Here is a 24,071-nt window from a genome sequence, read left to right as displayed (position 1 = left end):
AAGAGTCCAGGAGGACATTCCAGTGGCGAAGGCGAAGTTCGAGCGGAGCAAGCCGCACGTCAACATCGGAACCATCGGTCACGTCGACCACGGGAAGACCACTCTGACCGCGGCGATCACCAAGGTTCTGCACGACAAGTGGCCGGAGCTGAACGAGTCCCGGGCGTTCGACCAGATCGACAACGCGCCGGAAGAGAAGCAGCGCGGCATCACGATCAACATCTCGCACGTCGAGTACCAGACCGAGAAGCGTCACTACGCGCACGTGGACGCCCCCGGTCACGCGGACTACATCAAGAACATGATCACCGGTGCCGCCCAGATGGACGGCGCGATCCTGGTGGTCGCCGCGACCGACGGCCCGATGCCGCAGACCCGCGAGCACGTGCTGCTCGCCCGTCAGGTCGGTGTGCCCTACATCGTCGTGGCGCTGAACAAGGCCGACATGGTCGACGACGAGGAGATCCTGGAGCTCGTCGAGCTCGAGGTTCGTGAGCTGCTGTCCTCGCAGGAGTTCCCCGGCGACGACGCCCCGGTGGTCAAGGTCTCCGGCCTCAAGGCCCTCGAGGGTGACCCGAAGTGGGCGGAGTCGGTGCTGGAGCTCATGCAGGCCGTCGACGACAACGTGCCGGACCCGGTGCGCGACCTCGACCGCCCGTTCCTGATGCCGATCGAGGACGTCTTCACCATCACCGGCCGCGGCACCGTCGTGACCGGTCGTGTGGAGCGCGGCCAGGTCAACGTCAACGAAGAGGTCGAGATCGTCGGCATCAAGGAGAAGTCGCAGAAGACGACTGTCACCGGTGTCGAGATGTTCCGCAAGCTGCTGGACTCGGGCCAGGCCGGTGACAACGTCGGTCTGCTGCTGCGTGGTATCAAGCGCGAGGACGTCGAGCGCGGCCAGGTTGTCGTGAAGCCCGGCACCACGACTCCGCACACGGAGTTCGAGGGCTCGGTCTACATCCTGTCCAAGGACGAGGGTGGCCGGCACACGCCGTTCTTCAACAACTACCGCCCGCAGTTCTACTTCCGCACCACCGACGTGACCGGTGTGGTGACCCTCCCCGAGGGCACCGAGATGGTCATGCCGGGTGACAACACCGAAATCTCGGTGCAGCTCATCCAGCCGGTGGCGATGGACGAGGGTCTGCGGTTCGCCATCCGTGAGGGTGGCCGGACCGTGGGCGCGGGCCAGGTCACCAAGATCATCAAGTGATTTCCACCCAGCCCCGGGGTCGAATCGACCCCGGGGCTGGGTTGTGAAATCACGTGTGCGACACTATTTGGGTTGCTCGTCGCGGGGCGGCCGATTCTCGTTGCAGATTCGGCCGCCCTGACGTGAGCGGCCTGGGGCCGGTACCTCCGGCAGATTCAGACCAACCTGCACGACAACGATCCCTTGCGAATCAGTCTGCGTACCGGGCGCGACACGCCCGACCGCGTGGGCCGGACGAAAGTCAGTTGACGTGCGGAAATAGCGGCACAAGACGGTAAGGACGAGCTGCAACCATGGCGGGACAGAAGATCCGCATCAGGCTCAAGGCCTACGACCACGAGGCGATCGACGCCAGCGCGCGCAAGATCGTGGAGACGGTGACGCGCACCGGAGCCTCGGTCGTCGGACCTGTGCCGCTGCCCACCGAGAAGAACGTTTACTGCGTCATCCGCTCGCCGCACAAGTACAAGGACTCGCGCGAGCACTTCGAGATGCGCACGCACAAGCGTCTGATCGACATCCTCGACCCGACGCCGAAGACGGTCGACGCGCTCATGCGCATCGACCTTCCGGCGAGCGTCGACGTCAACATCCAGTAAGCGTTGGGCGAGCGGCGGAGATAAGAGACTCATGTCTGACAGGGAAGTGAAGGGCATCCTGGGCACCAAGCTCGGCATGACCCAGGTCTTCGGCGAGGGCAACCGGATCGTCCCGGTGACCGTCGTGCAGGCCGGGCCGAATGTCGTCACCCAGGTGCGCACCAAGGACAAGGACGGCTACGAGGCCGTGCAGCTGGCGTTCGGCGCCGTCGACCCGCGCAAGGTGAACAAGCCGCGCACCGGTCACTTCGACAAGGCCGGCGTGACCCCGCGCCGTCACCTGGTCGAGCTGCGCACCAACGACGCCGGTTCGTACGAGGTCGGCCAGGAGATCACCGCCGAGGTGTTCCCCGCCGGCTCGCGCGTCGACGTCACCGGTACCAGCAAGGGCAAGGGCTACGCCGGTGTCATGAAGCGGCACGGCTTCAAGGGCCAGGGCGCCAGCCACGGTAACCAGGCCAAGCACCGCGCCCCGGGTTCGATCGGTGGCTGCGCCACCCCGGGCCGTGTGTTCAAGGGTCTGCGCATGGCCGGCCGGATGGGCAACGTGCGTGTCACCACGCAGGGCCTGACCGTGCACGACGTCCGCGCCGAAGACGGCCTGCTGCTGATCAAGGGTGCCGTTCCCGGCCCCAACGGCAGCCTCGTGTTCGTCAAGACCGCCGCGAAGGGTGGTGCGACCGCATGACCAGCGTCGAGCTGAAGACCCCGGCGGGTAGCGCCGAGGGCAGCGTCGAGCTCCCCGCTGAGATCTTCGACGTGCAGGCCAACGTGCCGCTGCTGCACCAGGTCGTGGTGGCCCAGCAGGCCGCCGCCCGCCAGGGCACGCACGACACGAAGACCCGCGGTGAGGTCTCCGGTGGCGGCAAGAAGCCGTACCGGCAGAAGGGCACCGGCCGCGCGCGCCAGGGTTCGACCCGTGCGCCGCAGTTCACCGGTGGTGGCACCGTCCACGGCCCCACGCCGCGTGACTACACCCAGCGCACCCCGAAGAAGATGAAGGCCGCCGCGCTGCGCGGTGCCCTCTCCGACCGGGCGCGCGCGGGCCAGGTCCACGTGCTGACCGAGCTGGTGAACGGTGAGAAGCCGTCCACAAAGGACGCCAAGAAGGCGCTGGCCGCGGTTTCCCAGGCCAAGCGGCTGCTCGTGGTGCTGCACCGCGACGAGGAGCAGGCGTGGCTGTCCGCGCGCAACCTGTCGTACGTGCACCTGATCCACCCGGACCAGCTCAACACCTACGACGTGCTGGTCAACGACGACGTGGTCTTCACCAAGGCCGCGTACGACACGTTCGTCGCGGGCCCGGCGAAGGGCAAGGCCGTCAAGGCCTCGGCGACGTCGGCCGAGCTGGAAGGGAGTGACCAGTGAGCAGCGTGGCGATTCCCGACCCGCGCGACATCCTGCTCGCGCCGGTGATCTCCGAGAAGTCCTACGGACTGCTCGAGGACCACAAGTACACGTTCATCGTGCGCCCGGACGCCAACAAGACCCAGATCAAGATCGCCGTCGAGCAGGTCTTCGGGGTCAAGGTGGTCAGCGTCAACACGCTGAACCGGCCGGGCAAGCGCAAGCGGACCCGTTACGGCTACGGCCAGCGCAAGGACACCAAGCGCGCCATCGTGACCCTGTCCGCCGAGAGCAAGCCGATCGAGATCTTCGGCGGACCCGCCGCGTAAGGGACTGAGCAGACAATGGGTATTCGCAAGTACAAGCCGACGACGCCGGGCCGTCGTGGCTCGAGCGTCTCGGACTTCGCCGAGATCACCCGGTCCACGCCGGAGAAGTCGCTGCTGCGCCCGCTGAGCAAGAGCGGCGGCCGCAACTCGTCGGGCAAGATCACCACCCGGCACAAGGGCGGCGGCCACAAGCGGGCCTACCGGATCATCGACTTCCGGCGCAACGACAAGGACGGCGTGCCCGCCAAGGTCGCGCACATCGAGTACGACCCGAACCGCTCCGCCCGGATCGCGCTGCTGCACTACGCCGACGGGGAGAAGCGCTACATCATCGCCCCGGCGAAGCTTCAGCAGGGCGACACGGTGGAGAGCGGCCCGCGCGCCGACATCAAGCCGGGCAACAACCTGCCGCTGCGCAACATCCCGGTCGGCACCGTGGTGCACGCGATCGAGCTCCGCCCCGGTGGCGGCGCCAAGATCGCGCGTTCGGCCGGTGCCCGCGTGCAGCTCGTCGCGAAGGACGGCCCGTACGCCCAGCTGCGGATGCCCTCGGGCGAAATCCGCAACGTGGACGTGCGCAACCGCGCCACGGTCGGCGAGGTCGGCAACTCCGAGCACTCGAACATCAACTGGGGCAAGGCGGGCCGCAACCGCTGGCGCGGCAAGCGCCCGACTGTCCGTGGTGTCGTGATGAACCCGGTCGACCACCCGCACGGTGGTGGTGAGGGCAAGACGTCCGGTGGTCGCCACCCGGTGAACCCGAACGGTAAGCCCGAGGGCCGCACGCGTCGCCGCAAGCCGTCCGACCAACTGATCGTCCGCCGCCGGCGTACCGGCAAGAAGCGCTGAGCAGGGAGGTAGAAGAACATGCCGCGCAGCCTCAAAAAGGGCCCGTTCGTGGACGACCACCTGCTCAAGAAGGTGGACGCGCTCAACGAGTCGGGCAAGAAGACGGTGATCAAGACGTGGTCCCGCCGGTCCACGATCATCCCCGACATGCTCGGGCACACGATCGCCGTGCACGACGGCCGCAAGCACGTCCCGGTGTTCGTCACCGAGGCGATGGTGGGTCACAAGCTGGGCGAGTTCGCCCCGACGCGGACCTTCAAGGGCCACATCAAGGACGACCGTAAGTCGCGCCGTCGCTGACGGGCGCACCGAGAAGAGGAACTAGCGAATGAGTGCCCAGACAGACGCTACGGCCGAGGAGCTTCCCACGGCCTACGCGCGGGCTCGCTTCGTCCGGGACTCGCCGATGAAGGTGCGCCGGGTGATCGAGCTGATCAAGGGTCGTAACGCCCAGGAGGCGCTGGCCATCCTGCGGTTCGCGCCGCAGGCCGCGAGCCAGCCGGTCGCCAAGGTGCTCGCGAGCGCCATGGCGAACGCCGAGAACAACCTGGATCTTGACCCGGACACGCTGTGGGTGAAGAACGCCTACGCCGACGAGGGCCCGACGCTCAAGCGCATCCGGCCGCGCGCCCAGGGGCGTGCCTACCGGATCCGCAAGCGGACCAGCCACATCACGGTTGAGGTGGAGTCCCGTCCGGAGAAGAAGAGCGGTAAGAGGAAGGGTGGCCGGTAGTGGGCCAGAAGATCAACCCGCACGGCTTCCGGCTCGGGATCACCACGGACTGGAAGTCCCGCTGGTACGCCGACAAGCAGTACGCGGAGTACGTGGCCGAGGACGTCAAGATCCGCAAGCTGCTCTCCACGGGCATGGAGCGCGCCGGTATCTCCAAGGTCGAGATCGAGCGCACCCGTGACCGCGTCCGCGTCGACATCCACACCGCGCGTCCCGGCATCGTCATCGGCCGCCGCGGTGCGGAGGCCGACCGGATCCGTGGCGCGCTGGAGAAGCTGACCGGCAAGCAGGTGCAGCTGAACATCCTCGAGGTCAAGAACCCCGAGACCGATGCGCAGCTCGTCGCGCAGGCCGTCGCCGAGCAGCTGTCCAACCGCGTGGCGTTCCGCCGCGCGATGCGCAAGGCGATCCAGAGCACGATGCGCTCGCCGCAGGTCAAGGGCATCCGCGTGCAGTGCAGCGGCCGGCTCGGCGGTGCCGAGATGTCCCGGTCCGAGCACTACCGCGATGGCCGGGTCCCGCTGCACACGCTGCGCGCCGACATCGACTACGGCTTCTTCGAGGCCCGCACCACCTTCGGGCGCATCGGCGTCAAGGTGTGGATCTACAAGGGCGACATCGTCGGTGGGCTCAAGGCCAAGAACGAGCGTGACGCCGCGGCCGCCGCCGAGCGTGCCCCGCGCCGCGACCGTCCGTCCCGTCCGCGCCGTTCCGGTGCCTCGGGCACCACGCCGACCTCCACCGAGGCCGGCCGGGCCGCGGCCGCCGAACGCAGCGGCGGCGCCAAGACTGACAGCGACGTCGCGACCAGCGAGGCTCCCGCGCAGGGCTCGCCGGACGCGGCCGAGAAGACGGAGGGCTGAGGCGTGCTCGTCCCACGCAAGGTCAAGCACCGCAAGCAGCACCACCCGAAGCGCACCGGCATGGCCACGGGCGGCACCAAGGTGACCTTCGGTGAGTACGGCATCCAGGCGCTTGAGCACTCGTACGTGACCAACCGGCAGATCGAGTCCGCTCGTATCGCCATGACCCGGCACATCAAGCGTGGCGGCAAGATCTGGATCAACATCTTCCCGGATCGCCCGCTCACCAAGAAGCCGGCCGAAACCCGCATGGGTTCCGGTAAGGGTTCACCGGAGTGGTGGATCGCCAACGTGAAGCCGGGCCGCGTGATGTTCGAGATGAGCTTCCCGAACGAGCAGACCGCCCGCGAGGCGCTACGCCGCGCGATCCACAAGCTGCCGATGAAGTGCCGAATCGTGACCCGTGAAGGTGGTGAGTTCTGATGGCGAAAGCCGGTACCGCACCGTCAGAGCTTCGTGAGCTCACGGCCGAGGAGCTCGTGCTGCGCCTGAAGGAGGCCAAGGAGGAGCTGTTCAACCTCCGCTTCCAGATGGCCACCGGGCAGCTGGACAACAACCGCAGGCTGCGCACCGTGCGCACCGACATCGCGCGGATCTACACGATCATGCGCGAGCGGGAGCTCGGCCTGTCCGTTTCCCCCGAAGCTGAAGATGAGGAAGGTGCGGCATGAGCGAGGCCGAGGAGCTCGCGGCTCTGCCGGTACAGAAGGCCGACTCGGGTCGTAACTACCGCAAGGTTCGTGAGGGCTACGTCGTGTCCGACAAGATGGACAAGACGATCGTGGTTCAGCTCGAGGACCGCAAGAAGCACCCCAAGTACCCGAAGGTCGTCCGCACCACCAGCAAGGTGAAGGCGCACGACGAGGAGAACATCGCCGGCAAGGGTGACCGCGTGGTTCTCATGGAGACCCGCCCGCTGTCGGCCACCAAGCGGTGGCGGCTCGTGCGGATCGTGGAGAAGGCCAAGTAAGCAGGGGCCAGATGGGTCCCTTCCGTTCCGCCAGGCTCGCGAGAGCGAGAACCGGCGAGACATACAGGAGTTGACGTGATCCAGCAGGAGTCGCGGCTACGAGTCGCCGACAACACGGGCGCCAAGGAGATCCTTTGCATCCGCGTGCTCGGCGGTTCGGGGCGGCGCTACGCGGGTATCGGCGACATCATCGTCGCCACCGTGAAGGACGCCATCCCGGCTGCCGGGGTGAAGAAGGGTGACGTGGTCAAGGCCGTCGTCGTCCGCACGACCAAGGAGCGGCGTCGCCCGGACGGCTCCTACATCCGGTTCGACGAGAACGCCGCCGTGCTCATCAAGAACGACAACGAGCCGCGCGGGACCCGCATCTTCGGTCCGGTTGGCCGCGAACTGCGCGACCGGAAGTTCATGAAGATCATCTCGCTGGCTCCGGAGGTGCTCTGACATGAAGGTGAAGAAGGGCGACACGGTCGTCGTTATCGCCGGCAAGGACAAGGGCGCCAAGGGCAAGGTCATCCAGGCCTACCCGAGCCGCCAGCGCGTGCTGGTCGAGGGCGTGAACCGGATCAAGAAGCACACCCGGATCACCCAGACCCAGCGTGGCGCGCAGTCGGGCGGGATCGTCACCCAGGAGGCGCCGATCCACGTCTCGAACGTGATGGTCGTCGACTCCGACGGCAAGCCGACCCGCATCGGCTACCGCGTCGGTGAGGACGGCAAGAAGGTTCGTATCTCGCGCAGGACCGGTAAGGACATCTGATGACGGAAACGGTGGAGAAGACCGTGCCCGCCGGCACTGGAGGCACAGGCACGGTGCCGCGGTTGAAGACCCGGTACCGCGAAGAGATCAAGGGCGAGCTCCAGAAGGAGTTCAGCTACGCGAACGTGCACCAGATCCCGGGTGTCGTGAAGGTCGTCGTCAACATGGGTGTCGGCGACGCGGCCAGGGACTCGAAGCTGATCGAGGGCGCGATCCGCGACCTCGCCACGATCACCGGGCAGAAGCCCGAGGTGCGCAGGGCCCGCAAGTCCATCGCGCAGTTCAAGCTGCGCGAGGGCCAGCCGATCGGTGCGCGCGTGACGCTGCGCGGCGACCGGATGTGGGAGTTCCTCGACCGGCTGCTGACCATCGCGCTGCCGCGTATCCGTGACTTCCGCGGCCTTTCGGGCAAGCAGTTCGACGGCAACGGCAACTACACGTTCGGGCTCAACGAGCAGTCGATGTTCCACGAGATCAACCCGGACTCCATCGACCGCCCGCGCGGCATGGACATCACCGTCGTCACCACCGCTACCACCGATGACGAGGGCCGGGCGCTGCTTCGCAAGCTCGGCTTCCCGTTCAAGGAGAACTGATGGCCAAGAAGGCTCTGATCGCCAAGGCGGCCCGCAAGCCCAAGTTCAAGGTGCGCGCGTACACCCGCTGCAACCGCTGCGGCCGGCCGCACTCGGTCTTCCGCAAGTTCGGGCTGTGCCGGGTGTGCCTCCGCGAGATGGCGCACGCGGGCGAGCTGCCGGGCGTGTCCAAGTCCAGCTGGTAAAAACTCCCACTTCGCCACAGGCCCTCGCAGGGGCGAGGGAACCAGGCGAGAAAGGTTGACAGGTCACCATGACGATGACCGACCCGATCGCAGACTTCTTGACTCGTCTGCGCAACGCCAACTCGGCGTACCACGACGAGGTCGTGCTGCCCCACTCGAAGCTCAAGCAGAACATCGCGGACATCCTCAAGCGCGAGGGTTACATCGCGGGTTACCGCTCGGAGCCGGGCGAGAAGCACAAGAACCTGGTCGTGGAGCTCAAGTACGGCCGCAACCGCGAGCGCAGCATCGCGGGTCTGCGCCGGGTGTCCAAGCCGGGTCTGCGGGTGTACGCGAAGTCGACGGAGCTCCCCAGCGTGCTGGGCGGCCTCGGCATCGCGATCATCTCCACCTCCGGCGGTCTGCAGACCGACCGGCAGGCCAAGCGCAACGGGGTGGGCGGGGAAGTCCTCGCCTACGTCTGGTGAGGAAGGGAGTTTAGGCATGTCACGCATCGGAAAGCGGCCGATCGCCGTCCCTTCCGGGGTCGAGGTGACCATCGACGGCCAGGACGTCACGGTCAAGGGGCCCAAGGGCACCCTGTCGCACACCATCATCGAGCCGATCACCGTCGAGCGCGCCGAGGACGGCACGCTCGAGGTCAAGCGGCCTGACGACGAGCGGGAGAACCGCGCGCTGCACGGCCTTACCCGGACGCTGGTGAACAACCTCGTCGTCGGGGTGACCGAGGGCTACGAGAAGAAGCTCGAGATCCACGGCGTCGGTTACCGCGTCCAGGCCAAGGGCAGCAACCTCGAGTTCGCCCTCGGCTACAGCCACCCGGTGCTGATCGAGGCGCCCGAGGGCATCACCTTCAAGGTGGAGTCCCCGACCCGGTTCTCGGTCTCGGGTATCGACAAGCAGAAGGTCGGCCAGACGGCAGCGGTGATCCGCAAGCTTCGCCGCCCGGACCCCTACAAGGGCAAGGGGCTGCGGTACGAGGGTGAGCGCATCCGTCGCAAGGTCGGAAAGACGGGTAAGTAAGCGATGAGCGAAACGCGCACAACTTTGACGCAGAAGCGGAAGCCGATCGGCAAGGACGTTTCCACCCGGCGCCGCGTCGCGAAGACGCGCCGTCACTTCCGGCTCCGCAAGAAGATCCAGGGCAGCGCGGAGCGTCCGCGCCTGTCGGTGAAGCGGTCCTCGCGGCACATCTACGTCCAGGTGATCGACGACCTGTCCGGCCACACGCTGGCCGCGGCGTCGACCATGGAGGCCGATGTGCGTGCCATCGAGGGCGACAAGAAGGCCAAGGCCGCCAAGGTCGGCGAGCTGGTGGCGGCCCGTGCGAAGAACGCGGGCATTTCCGGGGTCGTTTTCGACCACGGTGGCAACGGCTACCACGGTCGTATCGCGGCCCTGGCCGACGCCGCCCGTGAGGGCGGGTTGGAGTTCTAGAAGATGCACATTCGCGAGAACGGAAGGAACGCCTGATGCCGGGACGTACACGGCAATTCGGCGGCGGGCAGGGCGGTCAAGGCGGCCAGGGCGGTAACGACCGCGGCGACCGTCGCGACCGCAGGGACCGCCGCGACGGTGGCCGTGGCGGGGCCGGCCAGGAGAAGACCCCGCACCTCGAGCGCGTCGTCGCGATCAACCGCGTCGCCAAGGTCGTCAAGGGTGGTCGTCGCTTCAGCTTCACCGCGCTCGTCGTCGTCGGCGACGGTGACGGTCAGGTCGGCGTCGGCTACGGCAAGGCCAAGGAGGTGCCCGCGGCGATCGCCAAGGGCGTCGAGGAGGCGAAGAAGAACTTCTTCCGCGTGCCTCGGATCGCCGGCACCATCCCGCACCCGATCCAGGGTGAGGACGCCGCCGGTGTGGTGCTGCTGCGTCCGGCCAGCGCCGGTACCGGTGTCATCGCCGGTGGCCCGGTGCGTGCGGTGCTGGAGTGCGCGGGCGTGCACGACGTGCTGTCGAAGTCGCTCGGTAGCGACAACGCGATCAACATCGTGCACGCGACCGTGGCGGCTCTCAAGGGCCTGCAGCGTCCGGAGGAGGTGGCCGCTCGCCGTGGCCTGCCCCTCGAAGACGTGGCCCCGGCCCGGATGCTGCGCCAGCGTGCGGGACAGGGGGTCTGACGTGGCTCAGCTCAAGGTCACCCAGGTCAAGAGCAAGATCGGCACCAAGCAGAACCACCGGGACTCGCTGCGGACCCTCGGGCTGCACAAGATCCGGCAGTCCGTGGTTCGGGAGGACACTCCCGAGGTGCGTGGCCTGATCCACACGGTGCGTCACCTCGTGACCGTTGAGGAGGTCAAGGCATGACCGCCATCAAGATCCACAACCTGCGTCCCGCGCCCGGCGCCAAGCGCGACAAGATCCGCGTCGGCCGTGGTGAGGGTTCGAAGGGCAAGACCGCCGGTCGCGGCACGAAGGGCACCAAGGCCCGCAAGAACGTGCCCGCCGGTTTCGAGGGTGGGCAGATGCCCATCCACATGCGGCTGCCGAAGCTGCGTGGCTTCAAGAACCGTTTCCGCACCGAGTACCAGCCGGTGAACGTCGGCGACATCGCCCGCGTGTTCAGCGACGGTGGCACGGTATCGAAGGAGGACCTGGCCGCTCGCGGTCTGGTCCGCAAGGGCAAGCTCGTCAAGGTGCTCGGCAACGGTGACGTCAGCGTCAAGCTGGACATCACCGCCGACGCGTTCTCCAACTCCGCCAAGGAGAAGGTGGAGGCCGCGGGCGGCTCGATCACCAAGGCCTGAGTTTTCGCACGGGTGCCACAACGGCCCGCCGGGTTCGCCCGGCGGGCCGTTGTCGTGTTCGCGCCCGGGTGCCACGATCGGAGGATGACGGAGGGGGAGACCGCGGTAACCGAGCGCCGGAGCCAGTCGCCGGTGGTGCGCACGCGGCTGTTCGGTGCGGCGGCCGCGCTGGCCGCCGCCGTCCTCGCCGTCGTCGGCTCGTTCCTGCCGCTGGTCTCGGGTGAGCTGAGTCTCATGGGCGGCCCGGCGGCCCGGATCTCGGTGACCGGCTGGGAGGTCACGGCCGGTGGCGCGACGCCCTCGGCCGGACACGTCGCCGAGAACGGCATCCCGCTCACCATCGCGGCGGCCCTGCTCGGCATCGCCGTCCTGATGATCATCGCCGCGGCGCAGCGAGCCGCGCCCGCCGCCGTGGGCTTCGCGGCTCTGCTGGCCGGTTCGGTCGCCGCGGCGTTCCTGGTCGGTGTGCTGGCCACGGTCGCGGTGCAGGTGGTGAACCTGCGCGGCACGATCCAGGCCGCCGACGGGGCGAGCGCGGCCCTCGGTGCCGGATTCTGGCTCGTGCTCGCCGCGGGCGTGCTCGCGTCGGCCGCCGTCGTGCTGATCGCGTTGCCGGTGCGCGGAAATCGCCTCCCAGGTCCGCCCGGTGACTCCCCGGAGCGGTAAAGGTAGCCTGCGGTGCGGCCCGACCATGGGCGGCTGTTAGAGTCGGCAACACGCTTCGGGACAACTCTGTCTCGAGGCGCTCCTGGCTTGCGCCAGAATGATGTGTTCATGCCGGTAACTGCCGGCCAAGCCGATCGTCGGCGCCACCCGCCGGCGACGCCGAGGAGGTCCCCCGCGTGCTCAGCGCCTTCCGCTCGGCTCTTGCTACGCCGGACCTGCGCAAGAAGATCCTGTTCACGCTGATGATCGTGGCGGTGTACCGGATCGGTGCGGTCACGCCGGCGCCAGGGGTCTCATATCCCAACGTCCAGACGTGTGGGTCGCAGGCTGACTCTTCGGGCATCTATTCGCTGCTGAACCTGTTCAGCGGCGGTGCGCTCCTGCAGCTGTCGATCTTCTCGACCGGCATCATGCCCTACATCACGGCCAGCATCATCGTGCAGCTGCTCACCGTGGTGATCCCTCGTTTCGAGGAACTGAAGAAAGAGGGCCAGGCCGGTCAGAACAAGCTGACCCAGTACACCCGGTACCTGACGATCGCGCTGGCGATCCTGCAGGCCACCGGTGTGGTGGCGCTGGCCGACCGCGACCAGCTGTTCCCCGGCTGCAGCGTGTCGATCATCCCGGACAACAGCATCTGGTCGCTGGCCATCATCGTCATCACGATGACCGCCGGTACCGCCGTGATGATGTGGATGGGTGAGCTGATCACCGAGCGCGGCATCGGCAACGGCATGTCCATCCTGATCTTCCTGAACATCGCGGCGCGCATCCCGGCCGAGGGCATGAACATCCTCAAGGGCCAGGGTGGCCTGGTCTTCGCGCTCGTCTGCGTGTTCGGGCTGGTGATCATCGCCAGCGTCATCTTCGTCGAACAGGGCCAGCGCCGGATCCCGGTGCAGTACGCCAAGCGCATGATCGGGCGCCGGATGTACGGCGGCACCTCGACCTATCTGCCGATCAAGGTGAACCAGGCCGGCGTCATCCCGGTCATCTTCGGTTCCTCACTGCTGTACCTCCCGCAGTTGATCAGCCAGCTGGTCAACAGCTCGGGCTCCAACTCCGGTTGGTACGTGTTCCTGCAGAACTACGTGGTGAACCAGGGCAGCTGGGTGCACATCCTGCTGTACTTCGCCCTGATCATCTTCTTCACGTACTTCTACATCACGATCACGTTCAACGTGGACGAGCGTGCGGAGGAGATGAAGAAGTTCGGTGGCTTCATCCCGGGCATCCGTCCGGGACGCCCCACCGCGGAGTACCTGAGCTTCGTACTCGGCCGGATCACGCTGCCGGGGTCGATCTACCTCGGTATCGTGGCGATTCTGCCGAACTTCTTCCTTTCGATCACCCAGCAAGGGAACAACCAGAGCTTCCCGTTCGGCGGTACCGCCGTGCTGATCATGGTCGGTGTCGGACTGGACACCGTCAAGCAGATCGAAAGTCAGCTCATGCAGCGCAACTATGAAGGGTTCTTGCGATGACGCGCCTGGTTCTTGTCGGCCCGCCCGGAGCGGGGAAAGGTACGCAGGCGAAGGCGCTGTCGGAGAAACTCTCCATTCCGCACATCTCGACCGGCGACCTGTTCCGTGCCCACGCCGCCGAGCGCACGCCGCTCGGCGAGGAGGCCAAGCGCTACCTCGACTCGGGCAACCTGGTCCCGGACACCGTCACCAACGAGATGGTGCGTGAGCGGCTCGCCGAGAGCGACACCAAGGACGGCTTCCTGCTCGACGGTTTCCCGCGCAACACCAAGCAGGCCGAGGTGCTGGGCGGCCTGCTGGCCGAGTCGGGCACCAAGCTCGACGCGGTGATCCAGCTGGAGGTGCCCGAGGACGTCGTCGTCGGCAGGCTCCTCTCGCGTGGCCGCGACGACGACACCGAGGACGTCATCCGCACCCGCCAGCAGGTGTACGTGTCCGAGACGGCGCCGCTGCTGGAGTACTACCGCGACATCCTGATCACCGTCGACGGTGTCGGCGATGTCGACGAGGTGTCCTCGCGGGTGCTGACCGCGCTGCGCGAGCGCCGCTGAAGCCGAAGGCGTCGAAGGTTTGAAGCTGCTGCGACGGCGTAACTCGATCGAGCTCAAGACGCCGGTCGAGTTCGATGCGATGCGCGAGGCCGGCCTCGTCGTGGCCCGCGCGCTCGCGATGGTCCGCGAGACGGCCAAGCCGGGTGTGAGTACCGCGGACCTCGACGAGGTGGCGGAGCAGACGATCCGGGACGCCGGGGCGGTGCCCTCGTTCAAGGGCTACCACGGTTTCCCGGCGTCGATCTGCGCGTCGGTCAACGATCAGATCGTCCACGGCATCCCCGCCAGGACGACGGTCCTCGCCGACGGCGACCTGATCTCCGTCGACTGCGGCGCGATCCTCGACGGCTGGCACGGCGATTCGGCGGTCACGCTGGCCATCGGCGCCGTGTCCGACGGCGATCTCGCGCTGTCGGCGGCGACGAAGGCCGCGATGTGGGCCGGCATCGAGGCCGCCGTGCCCGGTGCGAGGCTCACCGACATCTCCTACGCGGTGCAGTGCGCCGCCGAGGCCGCCGGCAACGCCGACGGCATCACCTACGGGCAGATCGTCGAGTACGGCGGGCACGGCATCGGGCGCGAGATGCACATGGATCCGTTCCTGCCCAACGTCGGCAAGCCGGGCAAGGGCCCCCGGCTGGAGGTCGGCATGGCACTGGCCATCGAACCCATGCTGACCAGCGGTTCCGGCGAGACCGTCGAGCTGGAGGACGGCTGGACAGTGGTCACCGCGGACGGCTCGCGGGCCGCGCACTGGGAGCACACCGTCGCCATCACCGCGGACGGCCCTCGGGTCCTCACCGACCCGGGAACGGCCTGAGTCGCTCGTTCGTTTACCACACGTCCCCCCGGTGTGCAGGGCACGACACGGCGTGCGTAAACTGTCTAGTCGGCGTATGTGGCACGCCGGGTCCAGCATGCATTTGTGAGTTTTGGAGCCGGGGTGACGCGTGTGCCGGCACCACCAAGGCAGGCATAACGGTGCTCAACCAGATCACGAAACGCGGAGGACATGGCTAAGAAGGACGGGGCCATCGAGGTCGAGGGTCGCGTGGTCGAGCCACTCCCCAACGCGATGTTCCGAGTCGAGTTGGAGAACGGCCACAAGGTCCTGGCACACATCAGTGGCAAGATGCGGCAGCACTACATCCGCATCCTGCCGGAAGACCGGGTCGTCGTGGAGCTTTCGCCCTACGACCTGTCCCGCGGTCGCATTGTCTACCGTTACAAGTGATCACGGCGAGTAGCGCATAACGGAAGCAGGATGACGTGAAGGTTCAGCCGAGCGTCAAGAAGATCTGCGACAAGTGCAAGGTGATCCGCCGTCACGGCCGGATCATGGTGATCTGCGAGAACCTGCGTCACAAGCAGCGTCAGGGCTGATCGCCTGCACTCCGCGCAGAGCGGATTGACAGCGACAAACCTCCCCGCACCTGCCGGGTCGTTCACGCGGCCCGGACCCACCCCCGGACTCCAGGCCGGGGCCGGGACACCGTCCGTGCAAGCGGACGGGATCGAAGAGTCGGTCCCGGGACCGGGCGGGGAGCAAACCTGGAGCGACATACACGACGAAGGAGCTTGAAGCCGTCATGGCACGACTCTTGGGCGTGGATCTCCCCCGCGAGAAGCGGTTGGAGATCGCGCTTACTTACATCTACGGCGTCGGCCGTACCCGCTCCAAGGAGAGCATCGCGGCGACCGGTCTCAACCCGGACACCCGGGTTCGCGACCTGTCCGACGAGGACGTCGCCAAGCTGCGTGAATACATCGAAGAGAACTTCAAGGTCGAGGGTGACCTCCGCCGCGAGGTGAACGCCGACATCCGGCGCAAGATCGAGATCGGCTGCTACGAGGGCCTGCGGTGGCGCCGCGGTCTGCCCGTCCGCGGTCAGCGGACCAAGACCAACGCCCGTACCCGCAAGGGCCCGAAGAAGACGGTCGCCGGCAAGAAGAAGGCTGGCAAGAAGTGAGCGTCCAGGGCAAGAAGGTCGTGCGGATGGGCGGCGGTCAGCGCCTCGTCCGCAACACGTGCGTATCCCCGAAGGCTCTGTATGCCCGCCCGATGGCCCTGCGCCAGCTCTACACCGACGCCGGTTCGCTGATCCGGCGCGGCAACGAGGAAGCGCGCAACGCGGCCGCCGAGCAGTCCGAGAACTCGCGCTAAGGAGAATCACCCCCACATGCCACCCAAGTCTCGTACCTCCGGGGCCAAGAAGGTCCGGAGGAAGGAAAAGAAGAACGTGGCCCACGGCCACGCCCACATCAAGAGCACGTTCAACAACACGATCGTGTCCATCACCGACCCGACCGGTGCGGTGATCTCGTGGGCGTCCTCGGGTCACGTCGGGTTCAAGGGCTCCCGTAAGTCCACCCCGTTCGCCGCCCAGATGGCCGCCGAGAACGCCGCCCGCAAGGCCGCCGAGCACGGCATGAAGAAGGTCGACGTGTTCGTGAAGGGCCCGGGTTCGGGTCGCGAAACGGCGATCCGCTCGCTGCAGGCCGCCGGTCTCGAGGTCGGCACCATCCAGGACGTGACCCCGCAGCCGCACAACGGTTGCCGCCCGCCCAAGCGGCGCCGGGTCTGAGGAACGGGGAGGAGTAAGAACACATGGCTCGCTACACCGGCCCCGCGACTCGTATCTCGCGGCGTCTCAAGACCGACCTCATCGGGGGCGACCAGGCTTTCGAGCGCCGCCCCTACCCGCCCGGCCAGCACGGCCGTGGCCGGGTCAAGGAGAGCGAATACCTGCTCCAGCTGCAGGAGAAGCAGAAGGCTCGCCACACCTACGGCATCCTCGAGCGGCAGTTCAGCCGCTACTACAAGGAAGCCGCGCGCCGTCAGGGCAAGACCGGTGAGAACCTGCTGCAGATCCTCGAGTCCCGGCTGGACAACGTGATCTACCGCGCCGGTATCGCGCGTACCCGCCGCCAGGCTCGTCAGCTGGTCAGCCACGGGCACTTCCTGGTCAACGGCCAGAAGGTGAACATCCCCAGCTACCAGGTGTCCAAGTGGGACATCGTCGACGTGCGCCCCAAGTCGTCGGGCATGCTGCCGTTCGTCGCCGCCAAGGAGGCGTTCGGCGACCGCCCGATCCCGGCCTGGCTGCAGGTCGTTCCGTCGAACCTGCGGGTTCTGGTGCACCAGCTCCCCGAGCGGGCCCAGATCGAGGTTCCGGTCCAGGAACAACTGATCGTCGAGTTCTACTCGAAGTGATCGACGGCGGCGGCGCGTCCCATGCGCGCCGCCGCATCGCCACCCCTTTCGGCGTCATATGGCGGGCGCCGGCAGGAAAGGAAGAAAGAAAGTGCTGATTTCCCAGCGACCGGCCCTCGGCGAGGAGCCGATCAACGAGACCCGGTCCCGGTTCACGATCGAGCCGCTGGAGCCCGGCTTCGGCTACACGCTCGGCAACTCGCTGCGGCGCACGCTGCTGTCGTCCATTCCGGGCGCGGCGGTCACGAGCATCCGCATCGACGGTGTCCTGCACGAGTTCACCACCGTCCCCGGGGTGAAGGAAGACGTCACCGACATCATCCTCAACCTCAAGGAACTGGTCGTGTCCTCGGAGGAGGACGAGCCGGTCACCATGTACCTGCGCAAGCAGGGCCCTGGTGAGGTCACCGCGGCGGACATCGTGCCGCCGGCCGGTGTCACCGTGCACAACCCGGATCTGCACATCGCCTCGCTGAACGGCAAGGGCAAGCTGGAGATCGAGCTGGTCGTCGAGCGTGGCCGTGGTTACGTGCCCGCGCTGCAGAACAAGCAGGCCGGCGCCGAGATCGGCCGGATCCCGGTCGACTCGATCTACTCGCCGGTGCTCAAGGTCACCTACAAGGTCGAGGCGACCCGTGTCGAGCAGCGCACCGACTTCGACAAGCTGATCCTGGACGTCGAGACCAAGCCGTCGATCACGCCGCGTGACGCGGTCGCGTCGGCCGGTAAGACGCTGGTGGAGCTGTTCGGTCTCGCTCGCGAGCTGAACGTCGACGCCGAGGGCATCGAGATCGGCCCCTCGCCGCAGGAGGCGGACACCATCGCCGCCTACGCGATGCCGATCGAGGACCTGGACCTCACCGTCCGGTCGTACAACTGCCTCAAGCGCGAAGGCATCCACACCGTTGGCGAACTCGTTTCGCGCAGCGAGGCGGACCTGCTCGACATCCGCAACTTCGGCGCCAAGTCGATCGACGAGGTCAAGCTGAAGCTGGTCGGGCTCGGCCTTGCGCTGAAGGACAGCCCGCCCGGGTTCGACCCGACGGCCGCCGCCGCCAGCTACGACGGCGAGGGCTGGTCCTCGGAGAGTGTCGACGGTATTTCGGACGCTGGCCACGACGACGGCCAGGACTACGCAGAGACGGAGCAGCTGTAGGCCGGATGTCCACTGTGGATATTCCATAGTGGACCGCGGTCGTCGGCTGTGAAGCTGAACGAGGAGTAGCAATGCCCACCCCCACGAAGGGCCCCCGTCTCGGTGGATCGCCGGCCCACGAGCGGTTGATGCTGGCGAACCTGGCCACGTCGCTGTTCGAGCACGGCAAGATCACCACCACCGAGGCCAAGGCCCGCCGGATGCGCCCGCTCGCCGAGAAGCTGATCACCAAGGCCAAGCGCGGCGACCTGCACAACCGGCGCCAGATCCAGCGCGTCATCCGTGACAAGGACGTGGTGCACAAGCTGATCGCCGAGATCGGCCCGCACTTCGCCGACCGTAACGGCGGCTACGTCCGGATCACCAAGACGCTGCCGCGCAAGGGCGACAACGCCCCGATGGCGGTCATCGAGCTGGTGGCGGAGAAGACGGTGACCTCCGAGGCCGAGAAGGCTCGTGGCACGAAGTTCGCGAAGGACTCCGCGCCCGCCGCCGACACCACGGCCGAGGAGACCAAGGCCGAGGCCGCCGAGGAGGCTGCCGAGGACCAGGACACCGAGGCGCCCGAGTCGGCGACCACGGAAGCCGCCGAGGCCCCCGCGGAGGGTGCTGACGAGGCCACCGCCGACGAGTCCAAGAAGGACGAGTCCTGACGGTCGATTCGCCGAATGAGCCCGCTTCTCCCGCTCGGGAGGGCGGGCTCATTCGTCTGCGCCTCGACGTCAGCTACGACGGCACGGACTTCTCCGGCTGGGCGCGCCAGCCGGACCGGCGCACGGTGCAGGGCCTGCTGGAGGACGCGCTCGCGAAACAGCCGCCCGGCGCCTCGGTGCCGGCTTCGGTGGTAGTGGCGGGGCGCACCGACGCCGGGGTGCACGCCACCGGGCAGGTCGTGCACGTCGACGTCGTCCCGCTGTCGGTGCCGCGCGGGCGGATGCCGGTGGACGAGCACGGCATCCCGGATCTCGAGCGCATGTGCCGTCGCTGGAACCGGTTCCTCCCGGGCGACGTGCGGGTGCTGCGCGCGCGGATCGCGCCGCCCGGGTTCGACGCGCGGTTCTCCGCCGTGCGGCGGCACTATTCGTACCGGGTCTCGGACGCGCCGTGGGGTGTGGATCCGTTGCTGCGCAGGGATGTTCTCGGCTGGGCCCGCCCGCTGGCGGTGGAGGCGATGAACGAGGCGTCCGCGCGACTGCTGGGGCTGAAGGACTTCGCCGCGTTCTGCAAGCAACGCGAGGGCAGCACGACGATCCGCGAACTGCAGCGCTTCACCTGGCACCGCTTGTCGGAACACGTGGTGGAGGCGCGCGTGTCGGCGGATGCGTTCTGTCACTCGATGGTGCGCAGTCTCGTGGGTGCCGTGCTGCTCGTGGGGGACGGGCGCCAACCGGTCGGGTGGCCCGCCGAGGTGCTGCGCTCCGGGATTCGCGACGGTGCGGTCGCCCCGGCTCATGGCCTGACTCTGACGGCGGTCGACTATCCCGCCGACGAGGAGCTCGCACAGCGCGCCGAGCAGACCCGCGCGGTACGCCAGAGCCCGTCCTGAAATCGCCTCAGCGATATGTCCACAAATTGGGGATAACTCGAAAGCCTGTGGATAACTCAAAAACCCCCAGGTGAGAGCCACCCGGGGGTCTTCGAGTTGTCCACAGGTCAGTCCCCGCGGCGTACCGGGCCCAGCAGCTGCTGTTCCTTCTGGGTGGTGACCAGGCGCAGTGGGCGCCACAGGTTCGCGCCCAGCGCGACCACCTGATCGTCCTTGAGTGTGGTCAGCTGCCGCATCATCTGCGGCGGCAACCGCCAGATCCGCGCGGCCAGCTCGGCCTGCCCGACCGGCAGCCGCTGCATCAGCACGATGTCCGCGGCGTTGGCGATGGTCGTGGCCTGCGGGTGCAGGTAGGGCAGCACGTACACCGTCGTCTGCCACGGCGACCGCGGCGGGAACAGGTCCTGCGGGGTCGGGCCACCGTCGGTGACGACGAGCAGCGGCGCGTCCTCCGACGGCCGCGGCAGCTCCACCGGCGACAGGCGGCGGATCTGCACCAGCGGCGAGGGACGGCCGTCGGGCTGCGTGCCCGCGGCCCTCGGCAGCACCTGCCACGCGGCGGGGCGCCCGGTCGCGATGACGACCCACGCGCCGACCGCCATCGCCCGCAGCGCCACCTGGCGAGCCAGGAAGAGCCCGCCCACGAGCACGATCCTGGTGGGCATCGAGCGCAGCGCGGAGATCGTCAGCGGTTCGCCCTTGAGGCCGGAACCCACCACGATCCCGCCGCGGTCCCCGGACGGGCTGATCGCGTCCAGCAGCGCCGGGTCCACTGTGAACTCCGGCGCGACCCCGTTGTTCTGGCCGGGATCCCTCAGACGCAGGCTCATGCCGTCCCTCCCATCGGCAAGGTCGCGGCGAGCCCGTCGATCTGCAGGCCCCGCAGCGGGGTCAGCGACACGTTCACCCGATCGGCCAGATTGGACAGTCGCTCGTCGGCGGCGTCCAGCTCACGCGGGTTGCGCGCGCTCATCCGCACCACACCGCGCAGCCCGATCTGGCCCTCGTCGTCGGACGGGGAGATCGACAGCGCGATCGTGGCCGACAGCGCCCGCACACTCGTGAGCGCGTTCAGGCTGCTGGTGATCTTGCCCTTCGGCCAGCTGGTGATCGCGTAGCTGGCGTGCCCGATGCCGGCGGCGGTGACGCTCGTCCAGTGCTCCTTCATGCTCACCCGCTGGCTGTTGCCGGCGACCGCGGTCAGCTCGGCGGCCGAGAGCCCGGCGCGCAGCAGCTCGTCCGGGGACAGCGGACGCGTCGGCACGCCACGGGATTCGAGCGCGTTGCGCACCCGGGACAGCGCGCCGATCAGCGCACGGTGCGCGCCGACGACACCGCCGCCACGCTCCCGGACGGCCGTCGGGCAGCGGCGCGGGTCCAGCCTGATCGCGACCCACGTGGTGCGGCGCGCCGCGGCGGGCAGCGGACCGAGCACCTCCATGTACGAGCTGAGCGCGGGCGATTCCGCCGGAAGTGCCGCGCTGCCGGGGTAGGTGTGCCAGATGACCTGGATCGAGTCGAGCACCACGCCGCGGTCCTCGAGGCACGGCCCCAGCGCGGACAGCGGAAGGCTGGGCGCGCCGCCGGCCTGCGTGATCAGTGCCGGCGTGGGCTCGACCAGCAGGACCGCGGTCCAGGTTCCGTCGTGCCAGGCCAGGCCGACCTGCTGCCGCTCGTGATCGATGCTGTGCGCGACGACGAGGTCCGGCACGACAAGACGCAGCAGGCTGACGCGTGCGTCCTCGGGCCCGGTGACGGACTCGTCGGCAGGCGGCTCCGCGCTGGGCGGCGGCGGAGAGACCACGCGATCGTGTGACCGGGTCGAGTAGCGCAGGGTAAGTCCAACCCATTGGGTGAACCACTTGCCACGCCAGCGGATGATCGCGATCAGTAACGCGATGACCAGAACGCCGATGCCTACGTAGAGCATCACCTTGGACTGGTTGATCGCGAGGAGGATCAACCCGATCGCGAGGCCGACCTCGAGTACGACCAGGTTGACCACGGGCAGCGGACCGAGACTCGACCCGAGCGTGCGACGACGTGCCGGGGGAGCGATCGGTGCGGGCGCCGCACCGGAAGGCTGCGCGGCGGGTCCACCGGGTCCACCCGGACCGCCGGGACCACCGCCACCGGGACCACCGGGTCCACCCGGACCGCCACCGCCAGGACCCCCAGGTCCTCCGGGACCCCCAGGTCCGCCGCCCGCGGGGCCACCGGGGCCGCCACGATTGGGGCCACCGGGACCACCGGGCCCACCCGGGCCCACCGGCCCACCGGGACCACCCGGCACGCCGGGTGCGCGTGGCGGCATCGGCGGCGGGTTGCCGCCCGGTTGTCCTTGCCGAGATGGCGGACCCGCCGGGCGCCTGGGTGGCGGCGAGCCGGGTGGCCCGCCCGGTCGTGGAGGCGTGGTGACGGACATCCGCGCTCTCTCTTCCCCTCGTCGTGCTGCTCTACCGAAAGCCGGTTAGCGAGGACCTGACCCTAGCCCACCCGTCAGCCCATCACCGCCCTCAACGGACGTGCTGCGTGCGGACGGCCCGGCCCCAGTTGGTCGAAACCCGCACCAGTACGGTTCTCGTACGGTTATCCTGCGGAACCGTACCGCGACTCGGGGAGCTGTAGGTCCAGAATGCCGTCAACACCGACAACCAAATCTCAGGTGCAGGCGTATCGGTTCGTGCTGCGCCGCATGCAATCCGCGCTGGTCCGGCGCGATTCGGTCATGCTGCACGATCCAATGCGCACCCATGGCCGGGCCACGGCCGTCGGTGTGATCCTCGGAGTGCTGGGCCTGCTCGGGTTCGTCATTTACGGCCTGATCAGCCCGTCGCCGTCGGTTCCGGATTCCGGGATCGTGATCGGGAAGGAGTCCGGGACCATCTACGTCGTCTCGGGCAATCCCAAATCGCTGACGCCGACGTTCAATCTCGCCTCCGCGAGGCTGATGCTCATGCAGAACGGCGGCGCCGGCGGACAACAGGGTGTCGCGGAGCCGACCGTCGTGCCGGACGACGCGCTCAAGGGCATTCCGCACAACCGGCGAACGGGCATTGTGGACGGTCCGCAGCTGCTGCCCACGGCGAGCCAGCGAATCTCGGACGACTGGGGTGTCTGCGACCAGCTGATGATCAACAAGAACCTGCCGACCGCGTCGCAGCTGGCTTCGGCCGCGACCGAGACGACGGTGTTCGCGGGCGTGCCAGACCTCGGGGCCGAGCTCGGGCTGAACTCGGCCGTGCTCGCGCGGGCCGACAACGGCAAGTACTACCTGATCTACCGGCTCGCCAGTAACCCGAACAACCCCAACGCCAACACCGTGCGGGCCGAAGTGGACCCGAACGAGCAGGCCGTGGCCTCGACCTTCGGGCTCAACGGCGCGCCACAGTGGCACATCTCGATCGGCCTGCTCAACGCGATCCCGCAGGTGGCCCCGCTGGCGCCGCCGACGCTGCCCAACTTCGGTGGCACGTCGGGCTTCCAGGCCCTGCAGGGCGAGGGCCTGAAGAACGGTTCGGTGTTCGCGGTGAACAGCGTGACCGGCAGCCGGGACGTCTTCGTGGTGCTGCCGAACGGGATTCAGAAGGTCGCGCCCGCCGTCGGTGACCTGATCCGTGCCGCGCAGTCGGGCAGCAAGCAGATCCCGCAGGTGAGCCCGAACGAGATCAACAACATCCGGCAGATCCAGCCGAACGACGCGGACGCGCTGCCGGTGAGCACGATGCCCTCGATCGTGCCGACGATCCTGGACCCGCTCAACTTCCCGACGATGTGCCTGGGCTGGAACATTGTGGACAACAAGCCGCACACGGTCGTCTCGGTCGGCTCGGCGCTGCCCACGCCGAAGGACGCCAAGCTCATCGACATCGGCAAGGCCGGTCCGGACGGGCTGAAGATCGATCACTTCTACATGCCGCCGGGGCACGGGGCGGTCGTGCAGTCCGCCACCTCGGCCGACTCCTTCGGCAAGGGCCCGATCAGCCTCGTGTCCGACAGCGGGCTGCGGTACGGCATCCCGGACGCGAACACGGCCAAGGCGCTGGGACTGGACAACATGCGGCCCGCGCCGACCGAGATCATCTCGCTGCTGCCGACAGGCACGTCGCTGAACCCGACCGATGCCCGCAGGAGCTACGACGACATCCCGGTGGACCCGAGGGCGGGGACCTACCCCTCGGTCCAGCCCTCGGCTCAGGCCGGTTCGTCGGGCAACTGAAGCGTCACAAAGGAGAACGCCCCGGGAGATCCCGGGGCGTTCGC

General features: G+C 67.9%; 38 protein-coding genes. 36 read left to right on the top strand and 2 right to left on the bottom strand.

The features are described from left to right. Positions 1-22 precede the first annotated feature (22 nt). The 35 genes from tuf (at position 23) to truA (ending at position 19,808) form a co-directional block, all read left to right on the top strand. Positions 23-1,216: an elongation factor Tu gene (tuf, locus tag HFP15_RS26180; RefSeq protein WP_168519408.1), complete on the top strand. Its 1,194-nt coding sequence runs from the start codon at positions 23-25 to the stop codon at positions 1,214-1,216. 293 nt (positions 1,217-1,509) lie between these two features. Next, entirely contained in the window at positions 1,510-1,815 is a 306-nt protein-coding gene (gene rpsJ / locus HFP15_RS26175) for a 30S ribosomal protein S10 (RefSeq protein ID WP_003883485.1), read from the top strand. A 31-nt stretch (positions 1,816-1,846) separates the two neighbouring features. Further along, the gene (gene rplC, locus HFP15_RS26170; RefSeq protein ID WP_168519407.1) at positions 1,847-2,503 is read left to right on the top strand and encodes a 50S ribosomal protein L3; all 657 of its coding nucleotides are present in this window, start codon (positions 1,847-1,849) and stop codon (positions 2,501-2,503) included. Next, on the top strand, positions 2,500-3,183 hold the full coding sequence (gene rplD / locus HFP15_RS26165; RefSeq protein ID WP_168519406.1) for a 50S ribosomal protein L4: 684 nt from the start codon (positions 2,500-2,502) through the stop codon (positions 3,181-3,183). The genes rplC and rplD overlap by 4 nt, the downstream gene beginning before the upstream one ends. Next, the gene (rplW, locus tag HFP15_RS26160) at positions 3,180-3,491 is read left to right on the top strand and encodes a 50S ribosomal protein L23 (protein WP_168519405.1); all 312 of its coding nucleotides are present in this window, start codon (positions 3,180-3,182) and stop codon (positions 3,489-3,491) included. Before rplD ends, rplW begins: the two co-directional genes overlap by 4 nt. Before the next feature lie 15 nt (positions 3,492-3,506). Then, positions 3,507-4,340 (top strand): 50S ribosomal protein L2, encoded by an 834-nt coding sequence (gene rplB, locus HFP15_RS26155; RefSeq protein ID WP_168519404.1) that lies wholly within the window; start codon positions 3,507-3,509, stop codon positions 4,338-4,340. Between the two features lie 18 nt (positions 4,341-4,358). After that, a complete protein-coding gene (rpsS, locus tag HFP15_RS26150; protein ID WP_027940998.1) occupies positions 4,359-4,640 on the top strand; it encodes a 30S ribosomal protein S19 in 282 nt (93 codons plus the stop codon). A gap of 28 nt (positions 4,641-4,668) precedes the next feature. Continuing rightward, complete coding sequence (gene rplV / locus HFP15_RS26145; protein WP_168519403.1) at positions 4,669-5,073, top strand: 50S ribosomal protein L22; 405 nt, start codon at positions 4,669-4,671, stop codon at positions 5,071-5,073. After that, positions 5,073-5,936 (top strand): 30S ribosomal protein S3, encoded by an 864-nt coding sequence (rpsC, locus tag HFP15_RS26140; protein WP_168519402.1) that lies wholly within the window; start codon positions 5,073-5,075, stop codon positions 5,934-5,936. Before rplV ends, rpsC begins: the two co-directional genes overlap by 1 nt. Positions 5,937-5,939: 3 nt before the next feature. Then, positions 5,940-6,359 (top strand): 50S ribosomal protein L16, encoded by a 420-nt coding sequence (gene rplP / locus HFP15_RS26135; RefSeq protein ID WP_168519401.1) that lies wholly within the window; start codon positions 5,940-5,942, stop codon positions 6,357-6,359. After that, a complete protein-coding gene (rpmC, locus tag HFP15_RS26130) occupies positions 6,359-6,607 on the top strand; it encodes a 50S ribosomal protein L29 (RefSeq protein ID WP_168519400.1) in 249 nt (82 codons plus the stop codon). Before rplP ends, rpmC begins: the two co-directional genes overlap by 1 nt. Then, positions 6,604-6,906, top strand: a complete 303-nt coding sequence (gene rpsQ / locus HFP15_RS26125) for a 30S ribosomal protein S17 (RefSeq protein WP_168519399.1) — start codon at positions 6,604-6,606, stop codon at positions 6,904-6,906. Before rpmC ends, rpsQ begins: the two co-directional genes overlap by 4 nt. 75 nt (positions 6,907-6,981) lie before the next feature. After that, positions 6,982-7,350, top strand: coding sequence for a 50S ribosomal protein L14 (gene rplN, locus HFP15_RS26120; protein WP_027940992.1), 369 nt, complete (start codon positions 6,982-6,984; stop codon positions 7,348-7,350). A gap of 1 nt (position 7,351) precedes the next feature. Beyond that, entirely contained in the window at positions 7,352-7,666 is a 315-nt protein-coding gene (gene rplX, locus HFP15_RS26115; protein WP_168519398.1) for a 50S ribosomal protein L24, read from the top strand. Continuing rightward, positions 7,666-8,262: a 50S ribosomal protein L5 gene (gene rplE / locus HFP15_RS26110; protein ID WP_168519397.1), complete on the top strand. Its 597-nt coding sequence runs from the start codon at positions 7,666-7,668 to the stop codon at positions 8,260-8,262. Before rplX ends, rplE begins: the two co-directional genes overlap by 1 nt. Continuing rightward, positions 8,262-8,447 (top strand): type Z 30S ribosomal protein S14, encoded by a 186-nt coding sequence (locus tag HFP15_RS26105; protein WP_091505019.1) that lies wholly within the window; start codon positions 8,262-8,264, stop codon positions 8,445-8,447. Before rplE ends, HFP15_RS26105 begins: the two co-directional genes overlap by 1 nt. Positions 8,448-8,515: 68 nt before the next feature. After that, the gene (gene rpsH, locus HFP15_RS26100) at positions 8,516-8,914 is read left to right on the top strand and encodes a 30S ribosomal protein S8 (protein WP_168519396.1); all 399 of its coding nucleotides are present in this window, start codon (positions 8,516-8,518) and stop codon (positions 8,912-8,914) included. 16 nt (positions 8,915-8,930) lie between these two features. Beyond that, the gene (rplF, locus tag HFP15_RS26095) at positions 8,931-9,470 is read left to right on the top strand and encodes a 50S ribosomal protein L6 (protein ID WP_168519395.1); all 540 of its coding nucleotides are present in this window, start codon (positions 8,931-8,933) and stop codon (positions 9,468-9,470) included. A 3-nt stretch (positions 9,471-9,473) separates the two neighbouring features. Continuing rightward, entirely contained in the window at positions 9,474-9,884 is a 411-nt protein-coding gene (gene rplR / locus HFP15_RS26090; protein ID WP_168519394.1) for a 50S ribosomal protein L18, read from the top strand. Positions 9,885-9,919: 35 nt separating this feature from the next. After that, on the top strand, positions 9,920-10,564 hold the full coding sequence (gene rpsE, locus HFP15_RS26085; RefSeq protein ID WP_168519393.1) for a 30S ribosomal protein S5: 645 nt from the start codon (positions 9,920-9,922) through the stop codon (positions 10,562-10,564). 1 nt (position 10,565) lies between these two features. Then, positions 10,566-10,751, top strand: a complete 186-nt coding sequence (gene rpmD / locus HFP15_RS26080) for a 50S ribosomal protein L30 (RefSeq protein WP_168519392.1) — start codon at positions 10,566-10,568, stop codon at positions 10,749-10,751. Then, positions 10,748-11,191 carry a 50S ribosomal protein L15 gene (gene rplO, locus HFP15_RS26075; RefSeq protein ID WP_168519391.1) on the top strand — a complete coding sequence of 148 codons (444 nt, stop codon included), beginning with the start codon at positions 10,748-10,750 and terminating at the stop codon, positions 11,189-11,191. The genes rpmD and rplO overlap by 4 nt, the downstream gene beginning before the upstream one ends. 84 nt (positions 11,192-11,275) lie before the next feature. Beyond that, positions 11,276-11,857 carry a hypothetical protein gene (locus HFP15_RS26070; RefSeq protein WP_168519390.1) on the top strand — a complete coding sequence of 194 codons (582 nt, stop codon included), beginning with the start codon at positions 11,276-11,278 and terminating at the stop codon, positions 11,855-11,857. Positions 11,858-12,033: 176 nt separating this feature from the next. Further along, positions 12,034-13,341: a preprotein translocase subunit SecY gene (gene secY, locus HFP15_RS26065; protein ID WP_168519389.1), complete on the top strand. Its 1,308-nt coding sequence runs from the start codon at positions 12,034-12,036 to the stop codon at positions 13,339-13,341. After that, a complete protein-coding gene (locus HFP15_RS26060; protein ID WP_168519388.1) occupies positions 13,338-13,892 on the top strand; it encodes an adenylate kinase in 555 nt (184 codons plus the stop codon). Before secY ends, HFP15_RS26060 begins: the two co-directional genes overlap by 4 nt. 25 nt (positions 13,893-13,917) lie before the next feature. After that, positions 13,918-14,712 (top strand): type I methionyl aminopeptidase, encoded by a 795-nt coding sequence (gene map / locus HFP15_RS26055; RefSeq protein ID WP_168519446.1) that lies wholly within the window; start codon positions 13,918-13,920, stop codon positions 14,710-14,712. Positions 14,713-14,904: 192 nt separating this feature from the next. Continuing rightward, positions 14,905-15,126: a translation initiation factor IF-1 gene (gene infA / locus HFP15_RS26050; RefSeq protein ID WP_004558881.1), complete on the top strand. Its 222-nt coding sequence runs from the start codon at positions 14,905-14,907 to the stop codon at positions 15,124-15,126. Between the two features lie 35 nt (positions 15,127-15,161). Further along, positions 15,162-15,275, top strand: coding sequence for a 50S ribosomal protein L36 (gene rpmJ / locus HFP15_RS26045; RefSeq protein WP_004558882.1), 114 nt, complete (start codon positions 15,162-15,164; stop codon positions 15,273-15,275). A gap of 206 nt (positions 15,276-15,481) precedes the next feature. Then, positions 15,482-15,862, top strand: coding sequence for a 30S ribosomal protein S13 (gene rpsM, locus HFP15_RS26040; RefSeq protein WP_168519387.1), 381 nt, complete (start codon positions 15,482-15,484; stop codon positions 15,860-15,862). Further along, positions 15,859-16,056, top strand: coding sequence for a hypothetical protein (locus HFP15_RS26035; RefSeq protein WP_168519386.1), 198 nt, complete (start codon positions 15,859-15,861; stop codon positions 16,054-16,056). The genes rpsM and HFP15_RS26035 overlap by 4 nt, the downstream gene beginning before the upstream one ends. Positions 16,057-16,072: 16 nt before the next feature. After that, complete coding sequence (rpsK, locus tag HFP15_RS26030; protein WP_144747664.1) at positions 16,073-16,477, top strand: 30S ribosomal protein S11; 405 nt, start codon at positions 16,073-16,075, stop codon at positions 16,475-16,477. Between the two features lie 23 nt (positions 16,478-16,500). Continuing rightward, entirely contained in the window at positions 16,501-17,106 is a 606-nt protein-coding gene (rpsD, locus tag HFP15_RS26025) for a 30S ribosomal protein S4 (RefSeq protein ID WP_168519385.1), read from the top strand. A 91-nt stretch (positions 17,107-17,197) separates the two neighbouring features. Next, positions 17,198-18,262 carry a DNA-directed RNA polymerase subunit alpha gene (locus tag HFP15_RS26020; RefSeq protein WP_168519384.1) on the top strand — a complete coding sequence of 355 codons (1,065 nt, stop codon included), beginning with the start codon at positions 17,198-17,200 and terminating at the stop codon, positions 18,260-18,262. 71 nt (positions 18,263-18,333) lie between these two features. Next, positions 18,334-18,915: a 50S ribosomal protein L17 gene (rplQ, locus tag HFP15_RS26015; protein WP_168519383.1), complete on the top strand. Its 582-nt coding sequence runs from the start codon at positions 18,334-18,336 to the stop codon at positions 18,913-18,915. A gap of 56 nt (positions 18,916-18,971) precedes the next feature. Then, the gene (truA, locus tag HFP15_RS26010) at positions 18,972-19,808 is read left to right on the top strand and encodes a tRNA pseudouridine(38-40) synthase TruA (protein ID WP_210717865.1); all 837 of its coding nucleotides are present in this window, start codon (positions 18,972-18,974) and stop codon (positions 19,806-19,808) included. Positions 19,809-19,915: 107 nt separating this feature from the next. On the opposite strand, the gene HFP15_RS26005 is transcribed toward truA, so the two are convergent. After that, positions 19,916-20,638 carry a hypothetical protein gene (locus tag HFP15_RS26005; protein ID WP_168519382.1) on the bottom strand — a complete coding sequence of 241 codons (723 nt, stop codon included), beginning with the start codon at positions 20,636-20,638 and terminating at the stop codon, positions 19,916-19,918. After that, on the bottom strand, positions 20,635-21,813 hold the full coding sequence (gene eccE / locus HFP15_RS26000; RefSeq protein ID WP_168519381.1) for a type VII secretion protein EccE: 1,179 nt from the start codon (positions 21,811-21,813) through the stop codon (positions 20,635-20,637). Before eccE ends, HFP15_RS26005 begins: the two co-directional genes overlap by 4 nt. Before the next feature lie 630 nt (positions 21,814-22,443). Here eccE and eccB point away from each other — a divergent pair. Then, positions 22,444-24,027, top strand: a complete 1,584-nt coding sequence (gene eccB / locus HFP15_RS25995; protein ID WP_168519380.1) for a type VII secretion protein EccB — start codon at positions 22,444-22,446, stop codon at positions 24,025-24,027. Positions 24,028-24,071: the final 44 nt, after the last annotated feature.

The sequence above is a fragment of the Amycolatopsis acididurans genome (genome assembly GCF_012328925.1).
In the GTDB taxonomy this organism is placed as follows: Bacteria; Actinomycetota; Actinomycetes; order Mycobacteriales; family Pseudonocardiaceae; genus Amycolatopsis_E; species Amycolatopsis_E acididurans.
This window is presented reverse-complemented; position numbering and strand designations above follow the sequence as displayed.

Bases quoted from the DNA above. Each gene is read 5' to 3' on its own strand.
- rpsE (WP_168519393.1), top strand. From the start codon at position 9,920: ATGCCGGGACGTACACGGCAATTCGGCGGCGGGCAGGGCGGTCAAGGC.
- rplD (WP_168519406.1), top strand. From the start codon at position 2,500: ATGACCAGCGTCGAGCTGAAGACCCCGGCGGGTAGCGCCGAGGGCAGC.
- rplQ (WP_168519383.1), top strand. From the start codon at position 18,334: ATGCCCACCCCCACGAAGGGCCCCCGTCTCGGTGGATCGCCGGCCCAC.
- HFP15_RS26060 (WP_168519388.1), top strand. From the start codon at position 13,338: ATGACGCGCCTGGTTCTTGTCGGCCCGCCCGGAGCGGGGAAAGGTACG.
- rpsJ (WP_003883485.1), top strand. From the start codon at position 1,510: ATGGCGGGACAGAAGATCCGCATCAGGCTCAAGGCCTACGACCACGAG.
- rplB (WP_168519404.1), top strand. From the start codon at position 3,507: ATGGGTATTCGCAAGTACAAGCCGACGACGCCGGGCCGTCGTGGCTCG.
- rplX (WP_168519398.1), top strand. From the start codon at position 7,352: ATGAAGGTGAAGAAGGGCGACACGGTCGTCGTTATCGCCGGCAAGGAC.
- rpsK (WP_144747664.1), top strand. From the start codon at position 16,073: ATGCCACCCAAGTCTCGTACCTCCGGGGCCAAGAAGGTCCGGAGGAAG.
- rplR (WP_168519394.1), top strand. From the start codon at position 9,474: ATGAGCGAAACGCGCACAACTTTGACGCAGAAGCGGAAGCCGATCGGC.
- rplF (WP_168519395.1), top strand. From the start codon at position 8,931: ATGTCACGCATCGGAAAGCGGCCGATCGCCGTCCCTTCCGGGGTCGAG.
- HFP15_RS26070 (WP_168519390.1), top strand. From the start codon at position 11,276: ATGACGGAGGGGGAGACCGCGGTAACCGAGCGCCGGAGCCAGTCGCCG.
- eccB (WP_168519380.1), top strand. From the start codon at position 22,444: ATGCCGTCAACACCGACAACCAAATCTCAGGTGCAGGCGTATCGGTTC.
- rplE (WP_168519397.1), top strand. From the start codon at position 7,666: ATGACGGAAACGGTGGAGAAGACCGTGCCCGCCGGCACTGGAGGCACA.
- rplV (WP_168519403.1), top strand. From the start codon at position 4,669: ATGAGTGCCCAGACAGACGCTACGGCCGAGGAGCTTCCCACGGCCTAC.
- HFP15_RS26105 (WP_091505019.1), top strand. From the start codon at position 8,262: ATGGCCAAGAAGGCTCTGATCGCCAAGGCGGCCCGCAAGCCCAAGTTC.
- rpsQ (WP_168519399.1), top strand. From the start codon at position 6,604: ATGAGCGAGGCCGAGGAGCTCGCGGCTCTGCCGGTACAGAAGGCCGAC.
- rplC (WP_168519407.1), top strand. From the start codon at position 1,847: ATGTCTGACAGGGAAGTGAAGGGCATCCTGGGCACCAAGCTCGGCATG.
- infA (WP_004558881.1), top strand. From the start codon at position 14,905: ATGGCTAAGAAGGACGGGGCCATCGAGGTCGAGGGTCGCGTGGTCGAG.
- rpsH (WP_168519396.1), top strand. From the start codon at position 8,516: ATGACGATGACCGACCCGATCGCAGACTTCTTGACTCGTCTGCGCAAC.
- rplO (WP_168519391.1), top strand. From the start codon at position 10,748: ATGACCGCCATCAAGATCCACAACCTGCGTCCCGCGCCCGGCGCCAAG.
- HFP15_RS26005 (WP_168519382.1), bottom strand. From the start codon at position 20,638: ATGAGCCTGCGTCTGAGGGATCCCGGCCAGAACAACGGGGTCGCGCCG.
- rpsM (WP_168519387.1), top strand. From the start codon at position 15,482: ATGGCACGACTCTTGGGCGTGGATCTCCCCCGCGAGAAGCGGTTGGAG.
- rpsS (WP_027940998.1), top strand. From the start codon at position 4,359: ATGCCGCGCAGCCTCAAAAAGGGCCCGTTCGTGGACGACCACCTGCTC.
- rpmC (WP_168519400.1), top strand. From the start codon at position 6,359: ATGGCGAAAGCCGGTACCGCACCGTCAGAGCTTCGTGAGCTCACGGCC.
- rpsD (WP_168519385.1), top strand. From the start codon at position 16,501: ATGGCTCGCTACACCGGCCCCGCGACTCGTATCTCGCGGCGTCTCAAG.